The 26,826-nt window shown below is 45.8% G+C and carries 2 protein-coding genes; both read right to left on the bottom strand.

All coding sequences use genetic code 11. The features are described from left to right. Window positions 1-54: 54 nt before the first annotated feature. Entirely contained in the window at window positions 55-4,131 is a 4,077-nt protein-coding gene (locus S4054249_RS19410) for an OmpA family protein (RefSeq protein WP_046355854.1), read from the bottom strand. Beyond that, window positions 4,124-26,722, bottom strand: coding sequence for an SdrD B-like domain-containing protein (locus S4054249_RS26360; RefSeq protein WP_145925056.1), 22,599 nt, complete (start codon window positions 26,720-26,722; stop codon window positions 4,124-4,126). Before S4054249_RS26360 ends, S4054249_RS19410 begins: the two co-directional genes overlap by 8 nt. Window positions 26,723-26,826: the final 104 nt, after the last annotated feature.

Below are 26,826 nucleotides of genomic sequence, written 5' to 3' on the forward strand. Positions count from 1 at the left end.
CCAACAAGCCAATATAGTGTCAGGTTGGAACTCAGGGAGAGTGAGGTTCACTATTTAAAATTTGCCAACAAGGTTGATAAACCACCCTTTTGAGTCGTAGTCTAGGTCCGTTAAATCATCAGTGAAATTAGTAAAGTTATAACCAATACCAATTTTCATGTGCTCTCCAACATGGCGATGCAGCGCAAATAAGGCGCCCGAGCGACGATCCTGTGCCAGATCAACACTCAAAGATCGCCACTCAAGTGTGGCATCCCATTGATGCATCAAATGATAATCAGCTCGCAATACGCCAAGTGTTGCCGCTGAATCGATCCATTGACCTGTGTCACGGCCCATTCTCAGCTCACCATGCCGCTGCGCCAGCTTAGTACCGATCCGCCAGCGCGGTGTCAATTGATAATTCACATCCAATGCCCACACTCGGCTTCGTTGTTGTGGCGTATTATCAAGGCCAATACCACTCAATTGTGAGGCAGGCGCTAAATCTTCAAGGTACGTAAAGCTTGCCATACCAGACCAAGGGCTGGCCTCAACCGGTCTATATGCCACACCAAATTGCGCTTCAGTGAAATCACTATTGAGCGTTCCAGCAGGCTCGCTGTCAGATAAGGAGCTGTCACTTTGCGCCCAATCGATACGCAACTGTGCTCGCCAATCAGTGTTGAATTTGGCATGAATATTTTGCCTTGCCAACCAAGATGTTCTGGTTTCAGTGCTATTACTATCTTCTCGGTACTCCAGCGCGCTGCGCCATTGCCATGTATCCGTTTGATAGCCAAGCGACAAGGTGGTGACATCACGGTCAATCAAATCAGTGTCACTTTCAAGCTCGCCCTGCTCAAAACCAATGCCCGCTTGCCAGCCAACTAAAAAGTCATGTTCAATGCCATAAGCATGGGTTAAACCAGTTTGCCTGTTATCTTGTTGCCAGATCTGCTCTGCATACACGCTGGTAGAGGAGTTAAATCTATGCCTTGAGCCCGTTACCCAGTTTTTTTGTTTACCCGTTGAAAATAGCTCCCCCCCATCAGGGTCAACCCTGTACTCAACGTAAGCATTGCTACCTTCTTTGTATTGCCAATCGACACCCAACTTGCCCGCTTCTCCAAGATTGCCATGGGATACCTCAGAATTGACTGTCAGTGTGTCAGTCAGTTTTGCCTCTGCTCCCATGCCAACACGGTTGTTTGCTAGTCGGTTTTGTTCTCTTGTAAGCGTGCCTTGCAGATAAACATAAGGCTGCCATTTGTCACTACCGTCGTAACCAAGCTGTACGATGGCATCAATACGATCGCCATCATCAAGTTGGCGTACTTGGGGCGACTCACTTTGCTCCGTCAGATTTTCTTTATTATCTTGGCGTACAGCACTACTCAGTTTCCAATCGTCATTTAATTGATAAGCATACCCTAATTCAGCAGCCTGCCTGCGTTGTTGACCATCTGCTTTTTGTTCATCCACTTTGAGCTGAATGGCATGATCATCTTCGATTTGCCATTGCCAAAATGTCCCCATTGAATGACTATTAACTTGGCTAATTTGACCTGTCGAATTAAACCCAGCCTCAAGTTGCTGCCAATAAAACTGACCATGCCCTTGCTCATCTATCCCGATATCCGAAAATTCAAACGCAGCTTCAACACGGTGTCCCAAAGCTGATTGGCCTATTTCACCCGAGTCCTGCTGTTCAAAGTTAATGCCGCCACTGAACGAGTTGAGTGCTTTACCAACACCTTCTGTTTGCGCTATCTCAATTTTTACGTACGCGCTATCACTCTTACGATACATGGCATCTAACGCAATCAATTGGTCATCAAATAGATCTTGCTCTTGATGATTCAAGGTAGAACCCACTTGAATGGTATCACTTACCCAATGACTCAAGCGCGCACCATAAGTCAAATTGTCTAACCCGTTTATCCCCGGTGTGTACTCATATTGCGCCACTAAATATACGGGATTACTATCTAGGCTCGCGGTACGAACCAATAAATCATCTTGCTGGAATGAGGACAGCGGTCTATTAAGTAATACTCTCCCTTGTAGCGCATCAATGTCATAGTCTTGACCAGCAACAAGGCCACGCCTAACTAACACTAAACCAGTAATTTTATCACGTACCTCAACAGCTATCTGTTCAGATCCTTGAACAATATCTTGATTTTTAAGGTAATAAAGAGAGCCACCTGTAGAGCGATGAGACTCATAAGCACCCAGCGTTTCAGCTTCTGCTGCATATAAATGGGCTTGAGATTGATTATCACCGGCAGCAGTCAGCTCATCCGTGATGTATTGCAATTGCAAACCATACAAACCGCGCTCAACACGGGCTAACTCAGTATCATTAAACGACGTGTTAAAGTTACCCCACAACACATGAGAGCGAGACCTCTCGACTTTTAGATACACTTTGCCGTTGGTTGGTGCATCATCAATAACGGTTGAATCATCCCCATATTCCGTTGGGTGCTGCTCCTCTTCAAGACGCCTGAATAAGCTTTTTGGATCTTTTTCATGTAGACCAGAGAGTAACTTATTGAGTCCCTGCTCCTGCGTGTCTATCCGTGCAGTCACCTTGTATTCATCTTGCCATTTACCCGTGATATAACCACTTAATCGACCTTCGGCGAACACATTGCCATCTTTATTGTGGTCAGCGCTCAGTAACTCAACCGGACCGTTATGACTATTCTGGCCTATGGTTAAATCACCCATTGCCACATAAAACCAGTCACTCTTTGGCAGCTCTAAATCCCGATGGATCAAGCGCCCCTCTCCTTGCTCATTTAATAGGGCGACTTCTGCGCGATGAAAACCGCTATGAACAATTTCTTGATGTACAAATTTACGCTCGCGATTCACCGCCACAACGCGGCCCAAGAAATACACGCGGTGACTGCTCGGCACTTGTTCACCATACAAGGTCAAAGCACCACCTGAAATTTTGATATTTTGCTTAGCAAGCATTGATTTACCGTAGCCCGCCATTAAATATCCATCGAGCTTACTGCTATCCACTGCATAGCGAGGTTTGAAATCAGCCTGCGCAAGGCTAGTTTCGTCAAATCGGCCTTGCTTATTGTAAACTCTTAATCGGTATTTCAAGCTCATACCCAGCATATTGCCCGGTAATCGCCAGCGGCCGGTTAATTCAGCATCTAAAGCAACCTTTGCCAGCACTTTGTCACTGTGTGGCACGAGGATCTGCACTTCTGCGTAATCAAAAAAGCTTTGGTAATTACTGTAACCTTTTAGGTGTAGCATCAAGGTATTACCAGATTTAGTCAGCGCATGTTGCACGTTCAATTTAGGTAATACATTTAGAGGGTCATATTTTAGTTGCAGTTCAAAACGTTCTAAGTTGATATCAGCACAGCGTTGACCGTCGGCATTATTAGTTGCATCTTCATCCATAAAGGCTTGACCATCTATGGTGATATTCAGCGGCCCGCTATGAGATGTGCTACTACCACATAATTTATGACGCTGTGGCGGAGCAATAACTTGTGTGTCTTTTACCGTGCGCGTTTCTGTATAAACCGCAATAACTTCAACACGACGATTTCTCGCCATACCCGCTAATGTCGCATTACTTGCTATCGGTTCGCGATTGGAACGACCTTCGGTTGTTGTCGCAGAAGGCGCAAGATTAAGCTGCTGACGGAAATAATCCGCCACAATGTTAGCTCTATGCTCAGATAAACCCTGGTTAGTTTTATAAATCCTGCGCGCATTGGCGCTCAAACCTTGTGAATCTGCATGGCCAATAAAGTGCAACTTAGTATCTTGCTTGCCTTGCAAAAAGCCAATGATGCGGTCCATCTCAAGCTTAGTGGTACCCGTTAAAAAGTGCTTACCAGAAACAAAACGGATCGCAGAGTCTTTCACGAATTGAGCTGACTTATCTGCTTTAACCGTTCGTTCTATTTCGACCGTTTTTGCTTTGGGCTCATCCAATCCACTAAATACAAAATGCTTTTGCACTATTACCCGCTCAGTATTACCAGCCGCAGACGTCACTTTGCTGTCATTAACAGCGTCGACAAAGGCATAACTCATTGCGGGCAAAGAAGCATAGGCCGCTGCACACAATAACGAAATTTTGCTTAGCAAGAATCGATTAGTCATCGCTTCCTCCTAGCTGCTGGTGGGCTGGTAAAGCTGGAATAAAAAATGGGATCATTTCCGTTTCAATAGTGATTGGGAGCTCACGCTCTGCCACTTGTGTTTGAAGCCAATCAAGTAGCAATTGAGATTTACGCTCCGCTTCTGTGGTTTGTTCTAATTCAGATTGTTGATATGCAATACGAATCACTGTCGGAGTGTTATCTAGTGCATCCATTAGCTGGGTTAAACGAGACAGGTACTCAGGCATGATTAATTCACCGTTAAATAATTCAGCGGTGATTTCAATGCGCGCTACTTTATGGATACTGGCAGCAAAGTCAAGTTGTTGTGATTTACCACGTGTTAAGCGCACCACTCGCGGGTTTTCACTCACGACACGATAGCCTGAAGGTAAACTGCGCTCATCCAATTTTACGATAAAGTTACCACCGCGAACTGCATGTGGAATATCCGCACATGCGAGATGGTAGCGACCGTGTTGATCCGTGGTGATCCACAGACCTTGCGCCGTCGCAAGACGAATGGCAGGTAGTCCAGACTCTCCCTTATCTTGCATACCGTTGCGGTTGTGATCATCAAATACTTTACCCATTAGATCACTACAGTCAAAAATAGGATCCGGCACAATTCTTACGGCAGCTTCGCCAATATTTGAGATGCGGTTACCCGCCCCATTTTGATATAGGCCCCCGACAAATTCTACCCAGGCTTGGTTAATGTATTTACCTTCGCTCACACCCGCACCAACAACCACGATCAATTCGATCATCATCGATTGTTCAGGCTGTAGAGCGTTCACATGCCAACGCAATTGCCTGCCTTGCTGCTGTGGCTCAATCGCTTGACCGTCCACTTTTGCGCTGCCTGCGACATATTTCAAACCTGCAGGAAGCTGGTCAATCAAGTCGAGAGGATCAAGCATCATATCTGACTGATTAGTCACCTTAATGCGGTAAGGCACCAACTCTCCAACTACAACATCTTGCTTGAGTGCTTGTTTGCTCACATGCACAAGATCATCGCCAAAAGCATCCAACGGAATGTGGTTATTCACCACGTTGCCCGATGGCAACTTAGGCTCAATATAAAAACGCTGATAGTACTGCGTTGTATGCATATTTTGTAGCACTTGGTCTGAGTGGCTCGCACACTGGGTTGGAATATGCTCAGGCGCATCAAGTGTTGGTGCTGTTTCTTCTGCAAAAATGGTAATTGGTAACTCACGTGCACCGACTCTGAGCGTGTTCGTGCACACAGGTAGTCGTTTAGAGCCACCACTTTGATAACCATTTGGCTCAGTTACATGAAGTTCGTATACCCCAGCAGGCGCTTGGGCAAATAGTAAGAATTGATAGTACCCATCATCGCTGGTGGTTTGTTCTACATTCGCCGAGCCTCCCACCAAATGCAGATCAGGTTCAAAGCCACTTGGACCTGTGATCTTAATTTTTGCGCCTTTTATCGGCTGTCTCAGCTCTGAATCGTAAATCACGCCCGATGGGTCTACAGGCAATGATTGATTCTCAACTTGCTCACCGGCACTGACACGTAGGTTTAAAATAGTGCCTTTTTCAGTACTGGCCTCAGGATCTTCAGATACTGGCAGACCGTAAATCACGCCACCTTGAGGGTGTCTAAATCGCACTTCATAAGTGCCGACAGGCAAGCCAGAGAAAGTATATTGACCGTTAGCATCTGATTCAATTGTTGCCAATGGCTCAGCATCTAATGGATTGCCCTCTCCTGTCATTGGATCCGGTAGCAACTCAACGATCCAGCCACTTTGTCCATTACTGTCGTCTTTTTCACGGTTGTGGTTTTTATCTAACCAGACCAAGCCAGAAATACTCGCCGGATCCATTAATTGTTCACCGAAGTTGTATGAATGTGCTTTTGTAACATGGCGCTCGATGAGGATCCCGGAGATCTGGTCATCGCCAAGCACACCACCAATATTACCTACACTATCTAACCCATCTTGAGTATTTTCAGGCTGGTATTCAGTGACCGTAAATCCATCTACGCCGCTCAGTGGCAGATCTTCAAATTCATAACGTCCATAAGCATCTGTTAAAATATCACGATTGACTGGCTGCCCATCAAGATCGGCACCCGTAATCGTTAATCTAACGTTACTTAGGCCCATCTCAAAAGTATCTTGAACACCATCATCATTTAAATCGACATATACACGGCCAGCTAGATCACTACCGCGCTCTGCAAAGTTATATCCAACTGCATGTTGATCTAGAGCGATTGTAATGCTCGAGAACTGATCTTCACCAACTTCACCGCCCGCACTACCCAGTTGCTCTTTACCATCTAACCAAGCACTTGGCTGCAGTTGAGTAACTTGATAGGTTCCTGGATATAAATAGTCAAAGATATATGTACCTTGTTCGTCAGACACCGCAGTACGTTCAACATTAAGTCCATTTAGCGTGGTGCCCGTTAAATTAACTTGAACGCCACCGATCCTCAGCGTCTCACCTTCTTCCAGCAAACCATTTTCATCTGCATCGACCCAAACTTCACCAGAAATAGACGCGGTTGGTAATTCTGCAAAGTCATAGTTCGCATACAGCTGAATGTCCAAAACAGCACCAACAAAAATACTATCCGTCCCTTTGGTATTTTCTATCACGGTCCCATTAGCTGACTCTTGACCATCTAAATAAGCTGATGGTTGAGTTACCTGTGTTAGGGTATAACCATGCTCATTACTTGGTGGTAGTTCAGTAAAAGAGTAAATTCCTTGCTCATTGGTAAACGTAGTCAGTTCAACACTATGGCCTCGATAATCGATACCAGTTAATTGAATTTCACTCCCGACAATCACCATGTCAGATGCGCTAGGTTCAATTGTTTGTGGGAATAAACCTGAGTCTATTTTGTCGACAAAAACTCGACCACTGATTGCAATCCCAAAGCCTTCTGTGAAATTTAGATTGTCCAGCTCAGCACCTTGTGTGAGCACCAACTTATTAAGCACGTCTAATTGCTCTGAACCCTCTACTTTCTCACCATTTTGATAGTCGAAGCTGTCGGCATAATTTACAGGCTGTACTTGAGTTAGCTGGTAACCTTGCTCACTACTTTGCGGTAATTGCGTAAACTCAAATCGACCATCTTGTTCAGTCAATGTTTTATAGGAGATCTCCTCACCCGAACTAGTGCTACCTGTTAATTGAATTTCTACGTTCGCAATGGCGTCATCGCTCTGATCCAATAGACCATCAGCATTTCTATCAACAAAAACAGCACCGCCAATACGCCCCATATACAGCTCAGCAAAGTGCAAGTTTTCAACCTGCTCACTGGTAGGTAAAACAACTGAAAACACATCATTCGTATTTGAAGACACGATCACGCCATCACGCGACTCAAGGCCATCCTTAAACTGAGCAGGCTGAACTTGTGTTACCACATATCCACTATCATCACTCGCTACTAAATTGGTAAATGAAAACTCACCTTCTGTATTTGTCAGTACTTCGATAGATACAGCATCACCCGCAGCAGACATACCTGCCAACTTAACTGTCACATCCGCTAATCCAGCTTCTTGTAAATCAAACAAACCACTGTTGTTTGAATCAATAAATACGCTTCCCGATATTTTTGCATTTGCGTAAAGTTGCTCAGTAAAAATAAGCTCTGCTACCGATTGCTCACCTAATACCAGTTTGATCTCACTGTTTGAACCAAATTGATCTGGGTTTGCACCTTGGTAATCTTGCCCTTCAAGGTAGTCCGTTGTGCCTTGCGTGATGGTATACCCCGCCGCATTAGACTTGCGCAGGCCAGCAAAATTAAAGGCTCCATTTGCGTCGGTAGTGGTGCTTAAACTCACCGCTTCGCCGTAAAGATCCTGACCGGTTAGCGTGATCGCAATACCTGCAAGCACAAAGTCATTGCCGTTATTTGTGCCATCTTGATTGATGTCCACAAACACACGACCTGAGATAGATTTATCGCCCGCATTAAGCTGCTCTGTGAAGATAAGTTCAGGAGCTACACTGTCAGCTAGTACCAATTTGATCTCACTGTTTGAAGCAAATTGATCTGGGTTTGCACCTTGGTAATCTTGGCCTTCAAGGTAATCCGTTGTGCCTTGCGTGATGGTGTAACCTGCCGCATCAGACTTACGCAGACCAGCAAATTTAAACGCACCGTTTGCATCCGTCGTGGTGTTTAGGCTCACCGCTTCGCCGTAAAGATCCTGACCGGTTAGCGTGATCGCAATACCTGCAAGCACAAAGTCATTGCCGTTATTTGTACCATCTTGATTGATGTCCACAAACACGCGACCTGAGATAGATTTATCTCCCGCATTAAGCTGCTCTGTGAAGATAAGATCTGCCACTGCTTGCTCAGCTAATACCAGTTTGATCTCACTGTTTGAACCAAATTGATCTGGGTTTGCACCTTGGTAATCTTGGCCTTCAAGGTAGTCCGTTACGCCTTGTGTGATGGTGTAGCCCGCCGCATCAGACTTACGCAGACCAGCAAAGTTGAACGCACCGTTTGCATCCGTCGTCGTGCTTAAGCTCACCGCTTCGCCGTAAAGATCCTGACCGGTTAGCGTGATCTCAATACCTGCAAGCACAAAGTCATTGCCGTTGCTTGCGCCATCTTGATTGATGTCCACAAACACACGACCTGAGATAGATTTATCACCCGCATTAAGCTGCTCTGTGAAGATAAGATCTGCCACTGCTTGCTCAGCTAATACCAGTTTGATCTCACTGTTTGAACCAAATTGATCTGGGTTTGCACCTTGGTAATCTTGCCCTTCAAGGTAGTCCGTTGTGCCTTGCGTGATGGTATACCCCGCCGCATTAGACTTGCGCAGGCCAGCAAAATTAAAGGCTCCATTTGCGTCGGTAGTGGTGCTTAAACTCACCGCTTCGCCGTAAAGATCCTGACCGGTTAGCGTGATCGCAATACCTGCAAGCACAAAGTCATTGCCGTTATTTGTGCCATCTTGATTGATGTCCACAAACACACGACCTGAGATAGATTTATCGCCCGCATTAAGCTGCTCTGTGAAGATAAGTTCAGGAGCTACACTGTCAGCTAGTACCAATTTGATCTCACTGTTTGAAGCAAATTGATCTGGGTTTGCACCTTGGTAATCTTGGCCTTCAAGGTAATCCGTTGTGCCTTGCGTGATGGTGTAACCTGCCGCATTAGACTTGCGAAGACCCGCAAAGTTGAACGCACCGTTTGCGTCGGTTGTGGTGCTTAAACTCACCGCTTCGCCGTAAAGATCCTGACCGGTTAGCGTGATCGCAATACCAGCAAGTGCAAAATCATTGCCGTTGCTTGCGCCATCTTGATTGATGTCCACAAACACGCGACCTGAGATAGATTTATCACCGGCATTTAATTGCTCAGTGAAGATAAGATCTGGTGCTGCTTGCTCAGCTAATACCAGTTTGATCTCACTGTTTGAACCAAATTGATCTGGATTTGCACCTTGGTAATCTTGACCTTCAAGGTAGTCCGTTGTGCTTTGCGTGATGGTATAACCCGCCGCATCAGACTTACGCAGACCAGCAAAGTTGAACGCACCGTTTGCATCCGTCGTGGTGTTTAGGCTCACCGCTTCACCGTAAAGATCCTGACCCGTTAATGTGATCTCAATACCAGCTAATGCAAAGTCGTTACCATTGTTTGTACCATCTTGGTTGATATCCACAAATACACGACCTGAGATAGATTTATCGCCCGCATTAAGCTGCTCTGTGAAGATAAGATCTGCCACTGCTTGCTCAGCTAATACCAGTTTGATCTCACTGTTTGAGCCAAATTGATCTGGGTTTGCACCTTGGTAATCTTGACCTTCGAGGTAGTCCGTTACGCCTTGTGTGATGGTGTAGCCCGCCGCATCAGACTTACGCAGACCAGCAAAGTTGAACGCACCGTTTGCATCCGTCGTCGTGCTTAAGCTCACCGCTTCGCCGTAAAGATCCTGACCGGTTAGCGTGATCTCAATACCTGCAAGCACAAAGTCATTGCCGTTGTTTGTGCCGTCTTGGTTGATGTCCACAAACACACGGCCTGAGATAGATTTATCACCTGCATTAAGCTGCTCTGTGAAGATAAGCTCTGGTGCTGCATTGTCTGCGAGTACCAGTTTGATCTCACTGTTTGAACCAAATTGATCAGGGTTTGCACCTTGGTAATCTTGACCTTCGAGGTAGTTCGTTACGCCTTGCGAGATGGTGTAACCCGATGCATCTGACTTTCGAAGGCCTGCAAAGTTGAACGCACCATTTGCGTCCGTCGTCGTGGTTAAGCTTACTGCTTCACCGTAAAGATCCTGACCCGTTAATGTGATCTCAATACCTGCCAGCGCAAAGTCATTGCCGTTGTTTGTGCCATCTTGGTTGATGTCCACAAACACGTGACCTGAGATAGATTTATCACCTGCATTCAGCTGCTCTGTGAAGATAAGCTCTAATGCTGCATTGTCTGTAAGCACCAGTTTGATCTCACTGTTGGAACCAAATTGATCTGGGTTTGCACCTTGATAATCTTGACCTTCGAGGTAGTCCGTTATGTCTTGCGTGATGGTGTAACCTGCCGCATTAGACTTGCGAAGACCCGCAAAGTTGAACGCACCGTTTGCGTCGGTTGTGGTGCTTAAACTCACCGCTTCGCCGTAAAGATCCTGACCGGTTAGCGTGATCGCAATACCAGCAAGTGCAAAATCATTGCCGTTGCTTGCGCCATCTTGATTGATGTCCACAAACACGCGACCTGAGATAGACTTATCTCCGGCTTTTGGTTTTTCTGTAAAGCGAAACGCTGGGGTTGGATCTGTGCCGACAACCACTTTTGCGACATTACTGATCACACCAGCACCTGAGCCGATGTAACGATTACCCGCTTGGTAAGTCCCACTGACTGTTTGCGTGATGGTGTAACCATCAGCATTGGATTCGATCAGGCCAGTAAAGCTAAATGCACCGCTCGCATTCGTCACTACACTTTGATTCACCACCTGACCATACTTATCCGTGCCTGTGATAGTCACAGTGATGTCTTTTAGCAGTGCATCATTCGCATCAACAACACCATCCTGATCCACATCGAAGAACACAGTACCTGAGACAGATTTATCACCCGCTTTTGGTTTTTCAGTAAAGCGGATCGCGGGAGTTGGATCTGTGCCGACCACCACTTTGGCGACATTGCTCACTACGCCAGTGCCTGAGCCAATGTAACGGTTACCTGTTTGATACGTTGTGCTCGGTGTTTGCGTGATGGTGTAACCATCCGCATTTGATTCAATCAGGCCAGTAAAGCTAAATTCACCATTGGCATTCGTCACTACACTTTGATTCACCGCCTGACCAAACTTATCCGTGCCCGTGATAGTCACTGTGATGTCTTTCAAAAGTTGATCATTGGCATCAACCACGCCATCCTGATCTACATCGAAGAACACGGTACCTGAGACAGATTTATCACCCGCTTTTGGTTTTTCAGTAAAGCGGATCGCAGGGGTTGGATCTGTGCCCACAACCACTTTAGCGACATTGCTGACCACGCCAGCGCCTGAGCCAATGTAGCGATTACCAGTTTGATACGTGCCACTGACTGTCTGCGTAATCGTGTAACCATCAGCATTTGATTCAATCAGACCTGTAAAGCTGAATTCACCATTTGTATTGGTCGTTGTTGTGATATTTACCGCCTGACCAAACTTATCTATGCCCGTGATCGTGACCGTGATGTCTTTTAGCAGCGCATCATTTTGATCAACCGTGCCATCTTGGTTCACATCCAAGAACACCTTACCTACAACCGACTTATCACCCGCGTTTGGTTTTTCAGTAAAGCGGATCGCGGGAGTTGGATCTGTGCCGACAACCACTTTGGCGACATTGCTCACTACGCCAGTGCCTGAGCCGATGTAACGGTTACCTGTTTGATACGTTGTGCTCGGTGTTTGCGTGATGGTGTAACCATCCGCATTTGATTCAATCAGGCCAGTAAAGCTAAATTCACCATTGGCATTCGTCACTACACTTTGATTTACCACCTGACCAAACTTATCCGTGCCCGTGATAGTCACTGTGATGTCTTTTAATCGCACATCATTTTGATCAACCGCGCCATCTTGGTTTACATCTAAGAACACGGTACCTGAGACAGATTTATCACCCGCGTTTGGTTTTTCTGTAAAGCGGATCGCGGGGGTTGGATCTGTGCCGACAACCACTTTGGCGACATTGCTAACAACGCCTGTGCCTGAGCCGATGTAACGGTTACCTGTTTGATACGTACCACTCGCTGTTTGCGTAATCGTGTAACCATCCGCATTGGATTCAATCAGGCCAGTAAAGCTGAATTCACCGCTTGCATTCGTCACTACACTTTGATTTACCACCTGACCAAACTTATCCGTGCCCGTGATAGTCACTGTGATGTCTTTTAGCAGCGCATCATTGGCGTCAACCACGCCATCCTGATCTACATCGAAGAACACCTTACCTGATACTGACTTATCACCCGCTTTTGGTTTTTCTGAAAATTTGATTTCTGGCGTTGTATCTGTGCCAACAACCACTTTTGCGACATTGCTCACTACGCCAGCGCCTGAACCAATGTAGCGATTACCGGTTTGATACGTGCCACTGACTGTTTGCGTAATCGTGTAGCCATCAGCATTTGATTCAATTAAACCTGTGAAGCTGAACGCACCATTCGCATCTGTCATCGTTGTGGTATTCACCACCTGACCAAATTTATCTGTGCCCGTGATAGTCACCGTGATGTCTTTCAGAAGCGCATCATTTTGATCAACCGCGCCATCTTGGTTGATATCCAAGAACACCTTACCTGATACTGACTTATCACCCGATTTTGGCTTTTCTGTAAATTTAAGCTCTGGTGTTGCGTCTGTGCCGACCATCACTTTTGCGACATTGCTAACAACGCCTGTGCCTGAGCCTATATAACGGTTACCCATTTGATATGTTGTGCTCGGTGTTTGCGTGATGGTGTAACCATCAGCATTTGATTCAATCATGCCAGTAAAGCTGAATTCACCATTGGCATTCGTCACTACACTTCGATTTACCGCCTGACCAAACTTATCCATGCCCGTGATAGTCACTGTGATGTCTTTTAAGAGTGCATCATTGGCGTCAACCACACCATCCTGATCCACATCGAAGAACACAGTACCTGAGACAGATTTATCACCCGCTTTTGGCTTTTCTGTGAATTTAAGCTCTTGCGTTACGTCTGTGCCGACTAAGACTTTGGCGACATTGCTAACTTCGCCAGCGCCTGAGCCAATATAACGATTACCGGTTTGATAAGTACCACTCGCTGTTTGCGTAATTGTGTAGCCATCCGCATTTGATTCAATCAGACCTGTAAAGCTGAATTCACCATTTGTATTGGTCGTTGTTGTGATATTTACCACCTGACCAAACTTGTCCGTGCCCGTGATAGTCACTGTGATGTCTTTCAAAAGTTGATCATTGGCATCAACCACGCCATCCTGATCTACATCGAAGAACACGGTACCAGAGACAGATTTATCACCCGCGTTTGGTTTTTCAGTAAAGCGGATCGCAGGGGTTGGATCTGTGCCGACAACCACTTTAGCGACATTGCTGACCACGCCAGCGCCTGAGCCAATGTAGCGATTACCAGTTTGATACGTGCCACTGACTGTCTGCGTAATCGTGTAACCATCCGCATTTGATTCAATCAGGCCAGTAAAGCTAAATTCACCATTGGCATTCGTCACTACACTTTGATTCACCGCCTGACCATATTTATCCGTGCCCGTGATAGTCACTGTGATGTCTTTTAAGAATGCATCATTGGCGTCAACCACACCATCCTGATCTACATCGAAGAACACGGTACCAGAGATTGACTGATCACCGGCTTTTGGTTTTTCAGTAAAGCGGATCGCTGGGGTTGGATCTGTGCCCACAACCACTTTAGCGACATTGCTGACCACGCCAGCGCCTGAGCCAATGTAGCGATTACCAGTTTGATACGTGCCACTGACTGTCTGCGTAATCGTGTAACCATCAGCATTTGATTCAATCAGACCTGTGAAGCTGAATTCACCATTTGCATTGGTCGTCGTTGTCACATTCACCGTTTGACCAAACTTATCCGTGCCCGTGATAGTCACTGTGATGTCTTTTAAGAGTGCATCATTGGCGTCAACCACACCACCCTGATCCACATCGAAGAACACGGTACCTGAGACAGATTTATCACCCGCTTTTGGTTTTTCTGTAAAGCGGATCGCTGGGGTTGGATCTGTGCCGACAACCACTTTTGCGACATTACTGATCACACCAGCACCTGAGCCGATGTAACGATTACCCGCTTGGTAAGTCCCACTGACTGTTTGCGTAATCGTGTAACCATCCGCATTGGATTCGATCAGGCCAGTAAAGCTAAATGCACCGCTCGCATTCGTCACTACACTTTGATTCACCACCTGACCATACTTATCCGTGCCTGTGATAGTCACAGTGATGTCTTTTAGCAGTGCATCATTCGCATCAACAACGCCATCCTGATCTACATCGAAGAACACAGTACCTGAGACAGATTTATCACCGGCTTTTGGTTTTTCAGTAAAGCGGATCGCTGGGGTTGGATCTGTGCCCACAACCACTTGTGCGACATTGCTGACCACGCCTGCGTCACTGCCAATATAACGGTTGCCCGTTTGATGCGTACCACTCACTGTTTGCGTAATCGTGTAACCATCCGCATTTGATTCAATCAGGCCAGTAAAGCTGAATTCACCGCTTGCATTCGTCACTACACTTTGATTTACCACCTGACCAAACTTATCCGTGCCCGTGATAGTCACTGTGATGTCTTTTAGCAGCGCATCATTGGCGTCAACCGCGCCATCTTGGTTTACATCTAAGAACACGGTACCTGAGACAGATTTATCACCCGCGTTTGGTTTTTCTGTAAAGCGGATCGCGGGGGTTGGATCTGTGCCGACAACCACTTTTGCGACATTGCTGACCACGCCAGCGCCTGAGCCAATGTAGCGATTACCGGTTTGATACGTGCCACTGACTGTCTGCGTAATCGTGTAACCATCAGCATTTGATTCAATCAGACCTGTAAAGCTGAATTCACCATTTGTATTGGTCGTTGTTGTGATATTTACCGCCTGACCAAACTTATCTATGCCCGTGATAGTAACCGTAATGTCTTTTAGCAGTGCATCATTCGCATCAACAACACCATCCTGATCCACATCGAAGAACACGGTACCAGAGACAGATTTATCACCGGCTTTTGGTTTTTCTGTAAAGCGGATCGCTGGCGTTGGCTCTGTACCCACAACCACTTTGGCGACATTGCTGACCACGCCTGCGTCACTGCCGATATAGCGATTACCCGTTTGATGCGTACCACTCGCTGTTTGCGTAATCGTGTAGCCATCCGCATTTGATTCAATCAGACCTGTGAAGCTGAATTCACCATTTGCATTGGTCGTCGTTGTCACATTCACCGTTTGACCAAACTTATCCGTGCCCATGATAGTCACTGTGATGTCTTTTAAGAGTGCATCATTGGCGTCAACCACACCATCCTGATCCACATCGAAGAACACGGTACCTGAGACAGATTTATCACCCGCTTTTGGTTTTTCAGTAAAGCGGATCGCAGGGGTTGGATCTGTGCCCACAACCACTTTAGCGACATTGCTGACCACGCCAGCGCCTGAGCCAATGTAGCGATTACCAGTTTGATACGTGCCACTGACTGTCTGCGTAATCGTGTAACCATCAGCATTTGATTCAATCAGACCTGTAAAGCTGAATTCACCATTTGTATTGGTCGTTGTTGTGATATTTACCGCCTGACCAAACTTATCTATGCCCGTGATCGTGACCGTGATGTCTTTTAGCAGCGCATCATTGGCGTCAACCGCGCCATCTTGGTTTACATCTAAGAACACGGTACCTGAGACAGATTTATCACCCGCGTTTGGTTTTTCTGTAAAGCGGATCGCGGGGGTTGGATCTGTGCCGACAACCACTTTGGCGACATTGCTAACAACGCCTGTGCCTGAGCCTATATAACGGTTACCCATTTGATACGTTGTGCTCGGTGTTTGCGTGATGGTGTAACCATCAGCATTTGATTCAATCAGGCCTGTGAAGCTAAACGCACCACTTGCATCGGTCGTTGTGGTGGTATTCACCGCCTGACCATACTTATCCGTGCCTGTGATCGTGACCGTGATGTCTTTCAGAAGCGCATCATTTTGATCAACCGCGCCATCTTGGTTGATATCCAAGAACACCTTACCTGATACTGACTTATCACCCGCGTTTGGTTTTTCAGTAAAGCGGATCGCTGGGGTTGAATCTGTGCCGACAACCACTTTAGCAACATTGCTCACTACGCCAGTGCCTGAGCCAATGTAGCGATTACCAGTTTGATACGTGCCACTGACTGTTTGCGTAATCGTGTAGCCATCCGCATTTGATTCAATCAGACCTGTGAAGCTGAATTCACCATTTGCATTGGTCGTCGTTGTCACATTCACCGTTTGACCAAACTTATCCGTGCCCATGATAGTCACTGTGATGTCTTTTAAGAGTGCATCATTGGCGTCAACCACACCATCCTGATCCACATCGAAGAACACGGTACCTGAGACAGATTTATCACCCGCTTTTGGTTTTTCAGTAAAGCGGATCGCAGGGGTTGGATCTGTGCCCACAACCACTTTAGCGACATTGCTGACCACGCCAGCGCCTGAGCCAATGTAGCGATTACCAGTTTGATACGTGCCACTGACTGTCTGCGTAATCGTGTAACCATCAGCATTTGATTCAATCAGACCTGTAAAGCTGAATTCACCATTTGTATTGGTCGTTGTTGTGATATTTACCGCCTGACCAAACTTATCTATGCCCGTGATCGTGACCGTGATGTCTTTTAGCAGCGCATCATTCGCATCAACAACGCCATCCTGATCTACATCGAAGAACACAGTACCTGAGACAGATTTATCACCGGCTTTTGGTTTTTCTGTAAAGCGGATCGCTGGCGTTGGCTCTGTACCCACAACCACTTTGGCGACATTGCTGACCACGCCAGCGCCTGAGCCAATGTAGCGATTACCAGTTTGATACGTGCCACTGACTGTCTGCGTAATCGTGTAACCATCTGCATTTGATTCAATCAGACCTGTAAAGCTGAATTCACCATTTGTATTGGTCGTTGTTGTGATATTTACCGCCTGACCAAACTTATCTATGCCCGTGATAGTAACCGTAATGTCTTTTAGCAGTGCATCATTCGCATCAACAACACCATCCTGATCCACATCGAAGAACACGGTACCAGAGACAGATTTATCACCGGCTTTTGGTTTTTCTGTAAAGCGGATCGCTGGCGTTGGCTCTGTACCCACAACCACTTTGGCGACATTGCTGACCACGCCTGCGTCACTGCCGATATAGCGATTACCCGTTTGATGCGTACCACTCGCTGTTTGCGTAATCGTGTAACCATCTGCATTGGATTCGGTTAGATCAGTAAAGCTAAATGCACCGCTCGCATTCGTCACTACACTTTGATTCACCACCTGACCATACTTATCCGTGCCTGTGATAGTCACAGTGATGTCTTTTAGCAGTGCATCATTCGCATCAACAACACCATCCTGATCCACATCGAAGAACACAGTACCTGAGACAGATTTATCACCGGCTTTTGGTTTTTCAGTAAAGCGGATCGCTGGGGTTGGATCTGTGCCCACAACCACTTGTGCGACATTGCTAACAACGCCTGCGTCACTGCCAATATAACGGTTGCCCGTTTGATGCGTACCACTCACTGTTTGCGTAATCGTGTAACCATCCGCATTTGATTCAATCAGGCCAGTAAAGCTGAATTCACCGCTTGCATTCGTCACTACACTTTGATTTACCACCTGACCAAACTTATCCGTGCCCGAGATAGTCACTGTGATGTCTTTTAGCAGCGCATCATTGGCGTCAACCGCGCCATCTTGGTTTACATCTAAGAACACGGTACCTGAGACAGATTTATCACCCGCGTTTGGTTTTTCTGTAAAGCGGATCGCGGGGGTTGGATCTGTGCCGACAACCACTTTTGCGACATTGCTGACCACGCCAGCGCCTGAGCCAATGTAGCGATTACCGGTTTGATACGTGCCACTGACTGTCTGCGTAATCGTGTAACCATCAGCATTTGATTCAATCAGACCTGTAAAGCTGAATTCACCATTTGTATTGGTCGTTGTTGTGATATTTACCGCCTGACCAAACTTATCTATGCCCGTGATAGTAACCGTAATGTCTTTTAGCAGTGCATCATTCGCATCAACAACACCATCCTGATCCACATCGAAGAACACGGTACCAGAGACAGATTTATCACCGGCTTTTGGTTTTTCTGTAAAGCGGATCGCTGGCGTTGGCTCTGTACCCACAACCACTTTGGCGACATTGCTGACCACGCCTGCGTCACTGCCGATATAGCGATTACCCGTTTGATGCGTACCACTCGCTGTTTGCGTAATCGTGTAGCCATCCGCATTTGATTCAATCAGACCTGTGAAGCTGAATTCACCATTTGCATTGGTCGTCGTTGTCACATTCACCGTTTGACCAAACTTATCCGTGCCCATGATAGTCACTGTGATGTCTTTTAAGAGTGCATCATTGGCGTCAACCACACCATCCTGATCCACATCGAAGAACACGGTACCTGAGACAGATTTATCACCCGCTTTTGGTTTTTCAGTAAAGCGGATCGCAGGGGTTGGATCTGTGCCCACAACCACTTTAGCGACATTGCTGACCACGCCAGCGCCTGAGCCAATGTAGCGATTACCAGTTTGATACGTGCCACTGACTGTCTGCGTAATCGTGTAACCATCAGCATTTGATTCAATCAGACCTGTAAAGCTGAATTCACCATTTGTATTGGTCGTTGTTGTGATATTTACCGCCTGACCAAACTTATCTATGCCCGTGATCGTGACCGTGATGTCTTTTAGCAGCGCATCATTTTGATCAACCGTGCCATCTTGGTTGATATCCAAGAACACCTTACCTGATACTGACTTATCACCCGCGTTTGGTTTTTCTGTAAAGCGGATCGCAGGGGTTGGTTCTGTGCCGACAACTACTTTAGAAACATTGCTAACAACGCCTGTGCCTGAACCAATGTAGCGATTACCGGTTTGATACGTGCCACTGATTGTTTGCGTGATGGTGTAGCCATCAGCATTTGATTCAATCAAGTCTATAAAGCTGAATTCACCGCTCGCATTTGTCACTACACTTTGATTTACCGCCTGACCAAACTTATCCGTGCCCGTGATCGTGACCGTGATGTCTTTTAGCAGCGCATCATTTTGATCAACCGTGCCATCTTGGTTCACATCCAAGAACACCTTACCTACAACCGACTTATCACCCGCGTTTGGTTTTTCAGTAAAGCGGATCGCTGGGGTTGAATCTGTGCCGACAACCACTTTAGCAACATTGCTCACTACGCCAGTGCCTGAGCCAATGTAGCGATTACCAGTTTGATACGTGCCACTGACTGTTTGCGTAATCGTGTAGCCATCCGCATTTGATTCAATCAGACCTGTGAAGCTGAATTCACCATTTGCATTGGTCGTCGTTGTCACATTCACCGTTTGACCAAACTTATCCGTGCCCGTGATAGTCACTGTGATGTCTTTTAAGAGTGCATCATTGGCGTCAACCACACCATCCTGATCCACATCGAAGAACACGGTACCTGAGACAGATTTATCACCCGCTTTTGGTTTTTCTGTAAAGCGGATCGCTGGGGTTGGATCTGTGCCGACAACCACTTTAGCAACATTGCTCACTACGCCAGTGCCTGAGCCAATGTAGCGATTACCAGTTTGATACGTGCCACTGACTGTTTGCGTAATCGTGTAGCCATCCGCATTTGATTCAATCAGACCTGTGAAGCTGAATTCACCATTTGCATTGGTCGTCGTTGTCACATTCACCGTTTGACCAAACTTATCCGTGCCCGTGATAGTCACTGTGATGTCTTTTAAGAGTGCATCATTGGCGTCAACCACACCATCCTGATCCACATCGAAGAACACGGTACCTGAGACAGATTTATCACCCGCTTTTGGTTTTTCTGTAAATTTGATTTCTGGCGTTGTATCTGTGCCAACAACCACTTTGGCGACATTGCTCACTACGCCAGTGCCTGAGCCGATGTAACGGTTACCTGTTTGATACGTTGTGCTCGGTGTTTGCGTGATGGTGTAACCATCCGCATTTGATTCAATCAGGCCAGTAAAGCTAAATTCACCATTGGCATTCGTCACTACACTTTGATTCACCGCCTGACCAAACTTATCCGTGCCCGTGATAGTCACTGTGATGTCTTTTAAGAGTGCATCATTGGCGTCAACCACACCATCCTGATCCACATCGAAGAACACGGTACCTGAGACAGATTTATCACCCGCTTTTGGTTTTTCAGTAAAGCGGATCGCAGGGGTTGGATCTGTGCCCACAACCACTTTAGCGACATTGCTGACCACGCCAGCGCCTGAGCCAATGTAGCGATTACCAGTTTGATACGTGCCACTGACTGTCTGCGTAATCGTGTAACCATCAGCATTTGATTCAATCAGACCTGTAAAGCTGAATTCACCATTTGTATTGGTCGTTGTTGTGATATTTACCGCCTGACCAAACTTATCTATGCCCGTGATCGTGACCGTGATGTCTTTTAGCAGCGCATCATTCGCATCAACAACGCCATCCTGATCTACATCGAAGAACACAGTACCTGAGACAGATTTATCACCGGCTTTTGGTTTTTCAGTAAAGCGGATCGCTGGGGTTGGATCTGTGCCCACAACCACTTGTGCGACATTGCTGACCACGCCTGCGTCACTGCCAATATAACGGTTGCCCGTTTGATGCGTACCACTCACTGTTTGCGTAATCGTGTAACCATCCGCATTGGATTCAATCAGGCCAGTAAAGCTGAATTCACCGCTTGCATTCGTCACTACACTTTGATTTACCACCTGACCAAACTTATCCGTGCCCGTGATAGTCACTGTGATGTCTTTTAGCAGCGCATCATTGGCGTCAACCACGCCATCCTGATCTACATCGAAGAACACCTTACCTGATACTGACTTATCACCCGCTTTTGGTTTTTCAGTAAAGCGGATCGCTGGGGTTGGATCTGTGCCCACAACGACTTTTGCGACATTACTGATCACACCAGCACCTGAGCCGATGTAACGATTACCCGCTTGGTAAGTCCCACTGACTGTTTGCGTGATGGTGTAACCATCAGCATTGGATTCGATCAGGCCAGTAAAGCTAAATGCACCGCTCGCATTCGTCACTACACTTTGATTCACCACCTGACCATACTTATCCGTGCCTGTGATAGTCACAGTGATGTCTTTTAGCAGTGCATCATTCGCATCAACAACACCATCCTGATCCACATCGAAGAACACCTTACCTGATACTGACTTATCACCCGCTTTTGGTTTTTCTGTAAAGCGGATCGCTGGGGTTGGATCTGTGCCGACAACCACTTTAGCGATATTGCTCACCACGCCAGCACCTGAACCGATATAACGGTTACCCGTTTGGTAAGTGCCACTGACTGTTTGCGTGATCGTGTAACCATCAGCATTGGATTCAATCAGACCTGTGAAGCTGAATTCACCGCTCGCATTCGTCACTACACTTTGATTTACCGTTTGGCCATATTTATCAGTACCCGTGATCGTGACCATAATGTCTTTCAAAAGTTGATCATTGGCATCAACAACACCATCTTGGTTGATATCCAAGAACACTTTACCTGAAACTGATTTGTCACCTATCAGAAGCTCTGCGAATGAGTGTCCCTGTGATGCTGAGCCAGATGTAAGTACGATATTGGTAATTTCATCTGTGCCTTGGCTATTAGCCAGTACACTTCCAGATCTCGCCTCTTTACCATCTCGGTAACTATTCAAAGCAGCTTGATCCGGTTGAGTCAATTTATAAGTACCAGGTACTAAGTCATAAAATACAAATTGGCCATTTGCATCTGTCGAGATTCGCTGCTGAGCAATCGCTAGTCCACCAGCAGTTACGCCATCCAGTAGCACCTCAATACCAGACAAACCGGAATCAACACCGCTGTCAAAAAGACCGTTATTTACTTTATCGACAAACACATAGCCAGATATTAAGCCTTGGATCACTTCCGTCGAAGAAGTGGCTTTGTTGTTTAGCTTATTTGTATCAAAGCCTTGTGTTTCTACCCAAGCTTCATTCACCACAATATTATTGCTCGGTAGCGCATTAAGCGTAACTGGAATACTGATCTGCACTGTTTCATTCATCTCAATCAACGGAATATTACAGCGAATAAAATCAGTCAAAGTCCCCGTACTTGGCGAGTTTGCTCGAGAATTAGTACAGCTACCTGATGATGTTACCGCACTGCCTGCGACGCTCAAATAGCTTGGAAGATAATCGTAAAGTACGTTGTCAGCGCTGTCACCAGGACCGGCATTACTGAGCGTGAATTGATAATTAAACTGGCTACCTAAGGCCACTTTATTCAAAGAAGCTGTTTTGGTCAGCGCTAAGTCTACAGCGATACGAATAGATGTTTTTTCACTCTCATCGTTGTTTGCCGTAATAAGATCTTTTTCATTAGAAAAAATAGAGGCACTGGTTGTGGCAACTTCACCTGTTGTTGATGGACGCGACAAAATTTTGAAGAACATATAACGGGTATAAATTGCTGACTGACCGCCAGTATTTTCAAGCAATTCATTTTCTGCCAAAGAAGAGCTGCTATTTTCTGGCCCTAAACAGTTAAAGGTGGTTTGAGTATTAAAAGTCAGGTTTTGATTATCACAACGCGCAGTCACTGCACTACAGGTTGCATTAGAGCTACTGTCACATAAAAATTGCAGTTGTTTCGCACTATTAGCTGGTGAAATCGTGAAGTTGTAACCAACACCACTTGCCACCGAAGTCTCACCGTTATTATCCGTCAAATATTCTAAATCGACTTTATAAACCACCACATTATCGAGCGTTGCTGGAAATGAGCCAGGTGTCGGATACCAAGCTAACGGATCGCTAATATCATTATTTTCAATTTTTAGGTTAGCTTCACGAATTTGAACAGTTAAAGCTTTATTGAAGCTATTATTTGTAGTGTCACTATCCAATGACATATTTGAGGCGGATATTTGACTTGTACTTTCTAATACCCAATCTTGACGATCAGCGGCACTTTTAGGGCGGATTTGAATGGTAACACTTTGCACTTCATTGCTTTCTAGCGACCCAATACTACAACGTAAAGTCTTCGTCGCTTCAAGGTATGCGCAGATATTACTTTGCCCAGCCCGAGAAAAGCTATTGCTTACATATTGATATTCTTTGCCCGTTGGTATATTAAAAGTATGCTCTAGCACCACATTGGTTGCTGCAACAGCGCCAATATTGGCAATATGGATCGTCTGTAAGGCGATATCACCGCTTAAAACCGTTGGCTTCGCATACACAACATTCGTCACTGCTAAATCAAATAATGACTGTGCAGTTGTCGTCGCACTAGCCGAGTTATTTGCTGTATTCGGGTCGATATGTGTATTGGATGACACTTCTACGGAGTTGACAACTTCACCATTGGTCGTGACAAAAGGTCTAGTAACCGTCAATGGAATCGTCACGCTATCATTAAGGGCAAATGTTTGACCGGTCTCCAAACGGCAAGTGATGGTAGTTTGTGTGTTTTCGTATTCACCAGTATCAGCTCTAACACACGAAAAACGTGCACCAAGCGTACTATTTGCAGATGATGGGAAGGTGATCCCTGTCTCTTTATTGCCTTCTCGTGATTTAAATGTCGCCGTGAATGAATCAACAATAGTGAGTGAACCTGCATCTACTCCAACGATGTTTGAACCCGATAAGTTTCTAGCTGTGATCTGATAATTTATCTCATTTTGAGAGGTCGTAATACTGCTCGTATTCGCCACTTTTTGAATACTTAAATCTGCACTCAAGGCACTTTTAATTGTCGCAGATGCGGATGCTTCCCCTGGTGCACCACCGGCGTCGGTCACCGTCGCAGTATTTTTTAAATCACCCACAGACGTAGCTCGGGTCGTAATAGTCAAGGTTGGCGCTGTCCCAGACAAAGCAATACGACTTGTATCTGCATTTTGATACAGACAAGTCACCTTACCACCACTGCCATCTGCTAATTGCTCTAACGCACTACAAGACCAGTTAGTACCATAACTGCCATTGGCAATAAATGTTTCTCCACTTGGCAGGGAATCAACCACTGTCACCTTACCGAGTGTTGTGCCATTGCCTGTGTTTGAAACCACAATACGATTGATGATCTCACCAGCTTGCTCAACTAAACTGGTGCTAGCAGTCGTTGATGCTGATTTAGCTTTTGTAATGCCAAGCTGCACAGGGTTACGCGGATGCAAACCCCAGCCTTCAAAATTGGCAACATAATCAACGCCACCCACTGTCATAGTCGCTGTGTTTTTAGGTCTGTATTGGCTCTCTGTGCCTGTATATATCGGTGAACGCGCTTTAATTAGTATCTCAATGGTTTCATTTGCACCAATTTCAGCGCCAGTACAAGTAACCTTTAAAACGGAAATCTCGCACCAATCAGTAATAGTCTGCCAAGATCCATTGCTATATTTGCGTGTTGCAGTAGAAAGGGGGATATAACCTGATGTATTGGCAAAGTCATCTACCACTTTAACGCCATTCGCAGCCCCACCGCCTGAATTCACTATTTTAATAGAGTAATAAAACTCTTTATTCATATAGTTAATATTGGAACCCCAGTTCAAATCAGAAGATTTAGTGATACTAAGATCCGGCGCTCTATCCAGAATAGAAAAACTGGCGCTATTACTGGTAGACTCGCGTCCACCATGGGCGACAGTTGCCCAATTAACAGCACTTTGGCTCACGGCTTTTGCTTTTGTTTTAATCGTAACTTGCCATATTTGCGATTTAGCGAAGCTATTTGAGATAGGTGTACAATCAAGTCTTTGTGCATCACCTGAGTTCAAAGCACAGTTAAAGTGACTAGAACTGTAACTCACAAAGCTCAGTGAGTCTGGTAATGTATCAATCAGAGACTCAATGGTGGTCGCCTCTGATGTATTGGTCACTGTAATTTGGAAATCGATCTCATCGTCAACGTAATAAGTAGTGCCATTTAGCAGCGTTTTACTCACTGAGACAAATGAAGTCTGTGCAACACTTGTTTTAACACTCGCACTGGCTTTATCGTTTGCCGTATTTAAATCTAACAAATCAGAGCTTACTTGCGCTGCGGTTGAAAATGTTGCCTCAGATGCGGGTGCATTGGCATAAATTCTGACTACAGCGCTGTCATTTTTCACCATAGCACTTGTAGATTGGCAAGTAACCACAAGCGAAGTGACATTACATGACCAACCGGAAGGAGCTTGGGCTGTGATATTACTCATACCACTTGCCAAAGTCGTGCTCAAGTAAGCCGTTGTTACTGAGCTTGGGCCTAAATGGGTAACAGTCACATCGTAATAATGACGTTCATTGACTTGTAAATTTAAAGGACCATACCAAGAAGGTGTGCCATCTGCTTTATATTGCTTTATCGCAACACCTAAATCAGCATTTGGGTTAATGGGCGTATTCACTGATGCTTGGTCATTTGAGTCATCTATTTCCGCAGTATCACTACTGATACTGCTGCTGGCTGTAACAGTTCCGCTGCTGACCTGACTAACACGAGCTTGAATATTTAATGTAGATGATGCACCTGAAGCAAATGTAGCGATTGTACAGGTGAGTGTTTGACTGCCCGAACAGCGCCAGCCGTCAAAATCTACAGTGCTCGAGTTCTCCCAAGATGTAAAACTTGGTAGATTGAGCTTAACGACTGCGTTTGCAGCAGCATCAGGTCCATTATTCTTCACACTGATTTGATAGGTAAAAGTAGTGTCTAAATTCACTGATGCAGGGTTCGCTAACAACGAGATAATAGCTAAATCTACCCCCGCTACAATTGAGGTATTCTGGGTTTCAGTGTTATTCAGTAGCTTATTACTCGACTCATTGTCTGCACTGATGCGTACACTCGGCTCTATAGTATCGCCTGTCTGAGCGGATGTTTTAATGGTTACTTGCAGTGAATCACTCACTCGCCCAGATAGTTGGCCAATTGGACAAGTTAACTTGCTTTTAGTTATACCGCCATCTTGATAGTTGGATTGAGTACAGGACTTAGAGCTTGATACGAAACTCGTCGTTGGCGGTAAAAAGAATTCAACAGAAACGTTATTGGCTGTATCTTCTTCAGAGTTAGTAAACTCAAGGTTATAACGCACCTCTCCACCTCTAGGTACCGTGGTATCTAGATCTTCGAACGTAGAGATTTGTAGATCAACTGCAAATACGAAGCTCGCAAAAAACAGAAAAAACCATGAGAAAAACGAAAATAAAAACTTCTTCAATTTCAATAACCCGAACAATATGCCAACACTTAGTCCGCTTTCACTGCGTCACTAATGAAAACGGATGAGAATTTTATTGAATCTGGTTACTGTAATCCAGTGTA

It is taken from the genome of Pseudoalteromonas luteoviolacea, assembly GCF_001750165.1.
GTDB classification, from domain to species: domain Bacteria; phylum Pseudomonadota; class Gammaproteobacteria; order Enterobacterales; family Alteromonadaceae; genus Pseudoalteromonas; species Pseudoalteromonas luteoviolacea_G.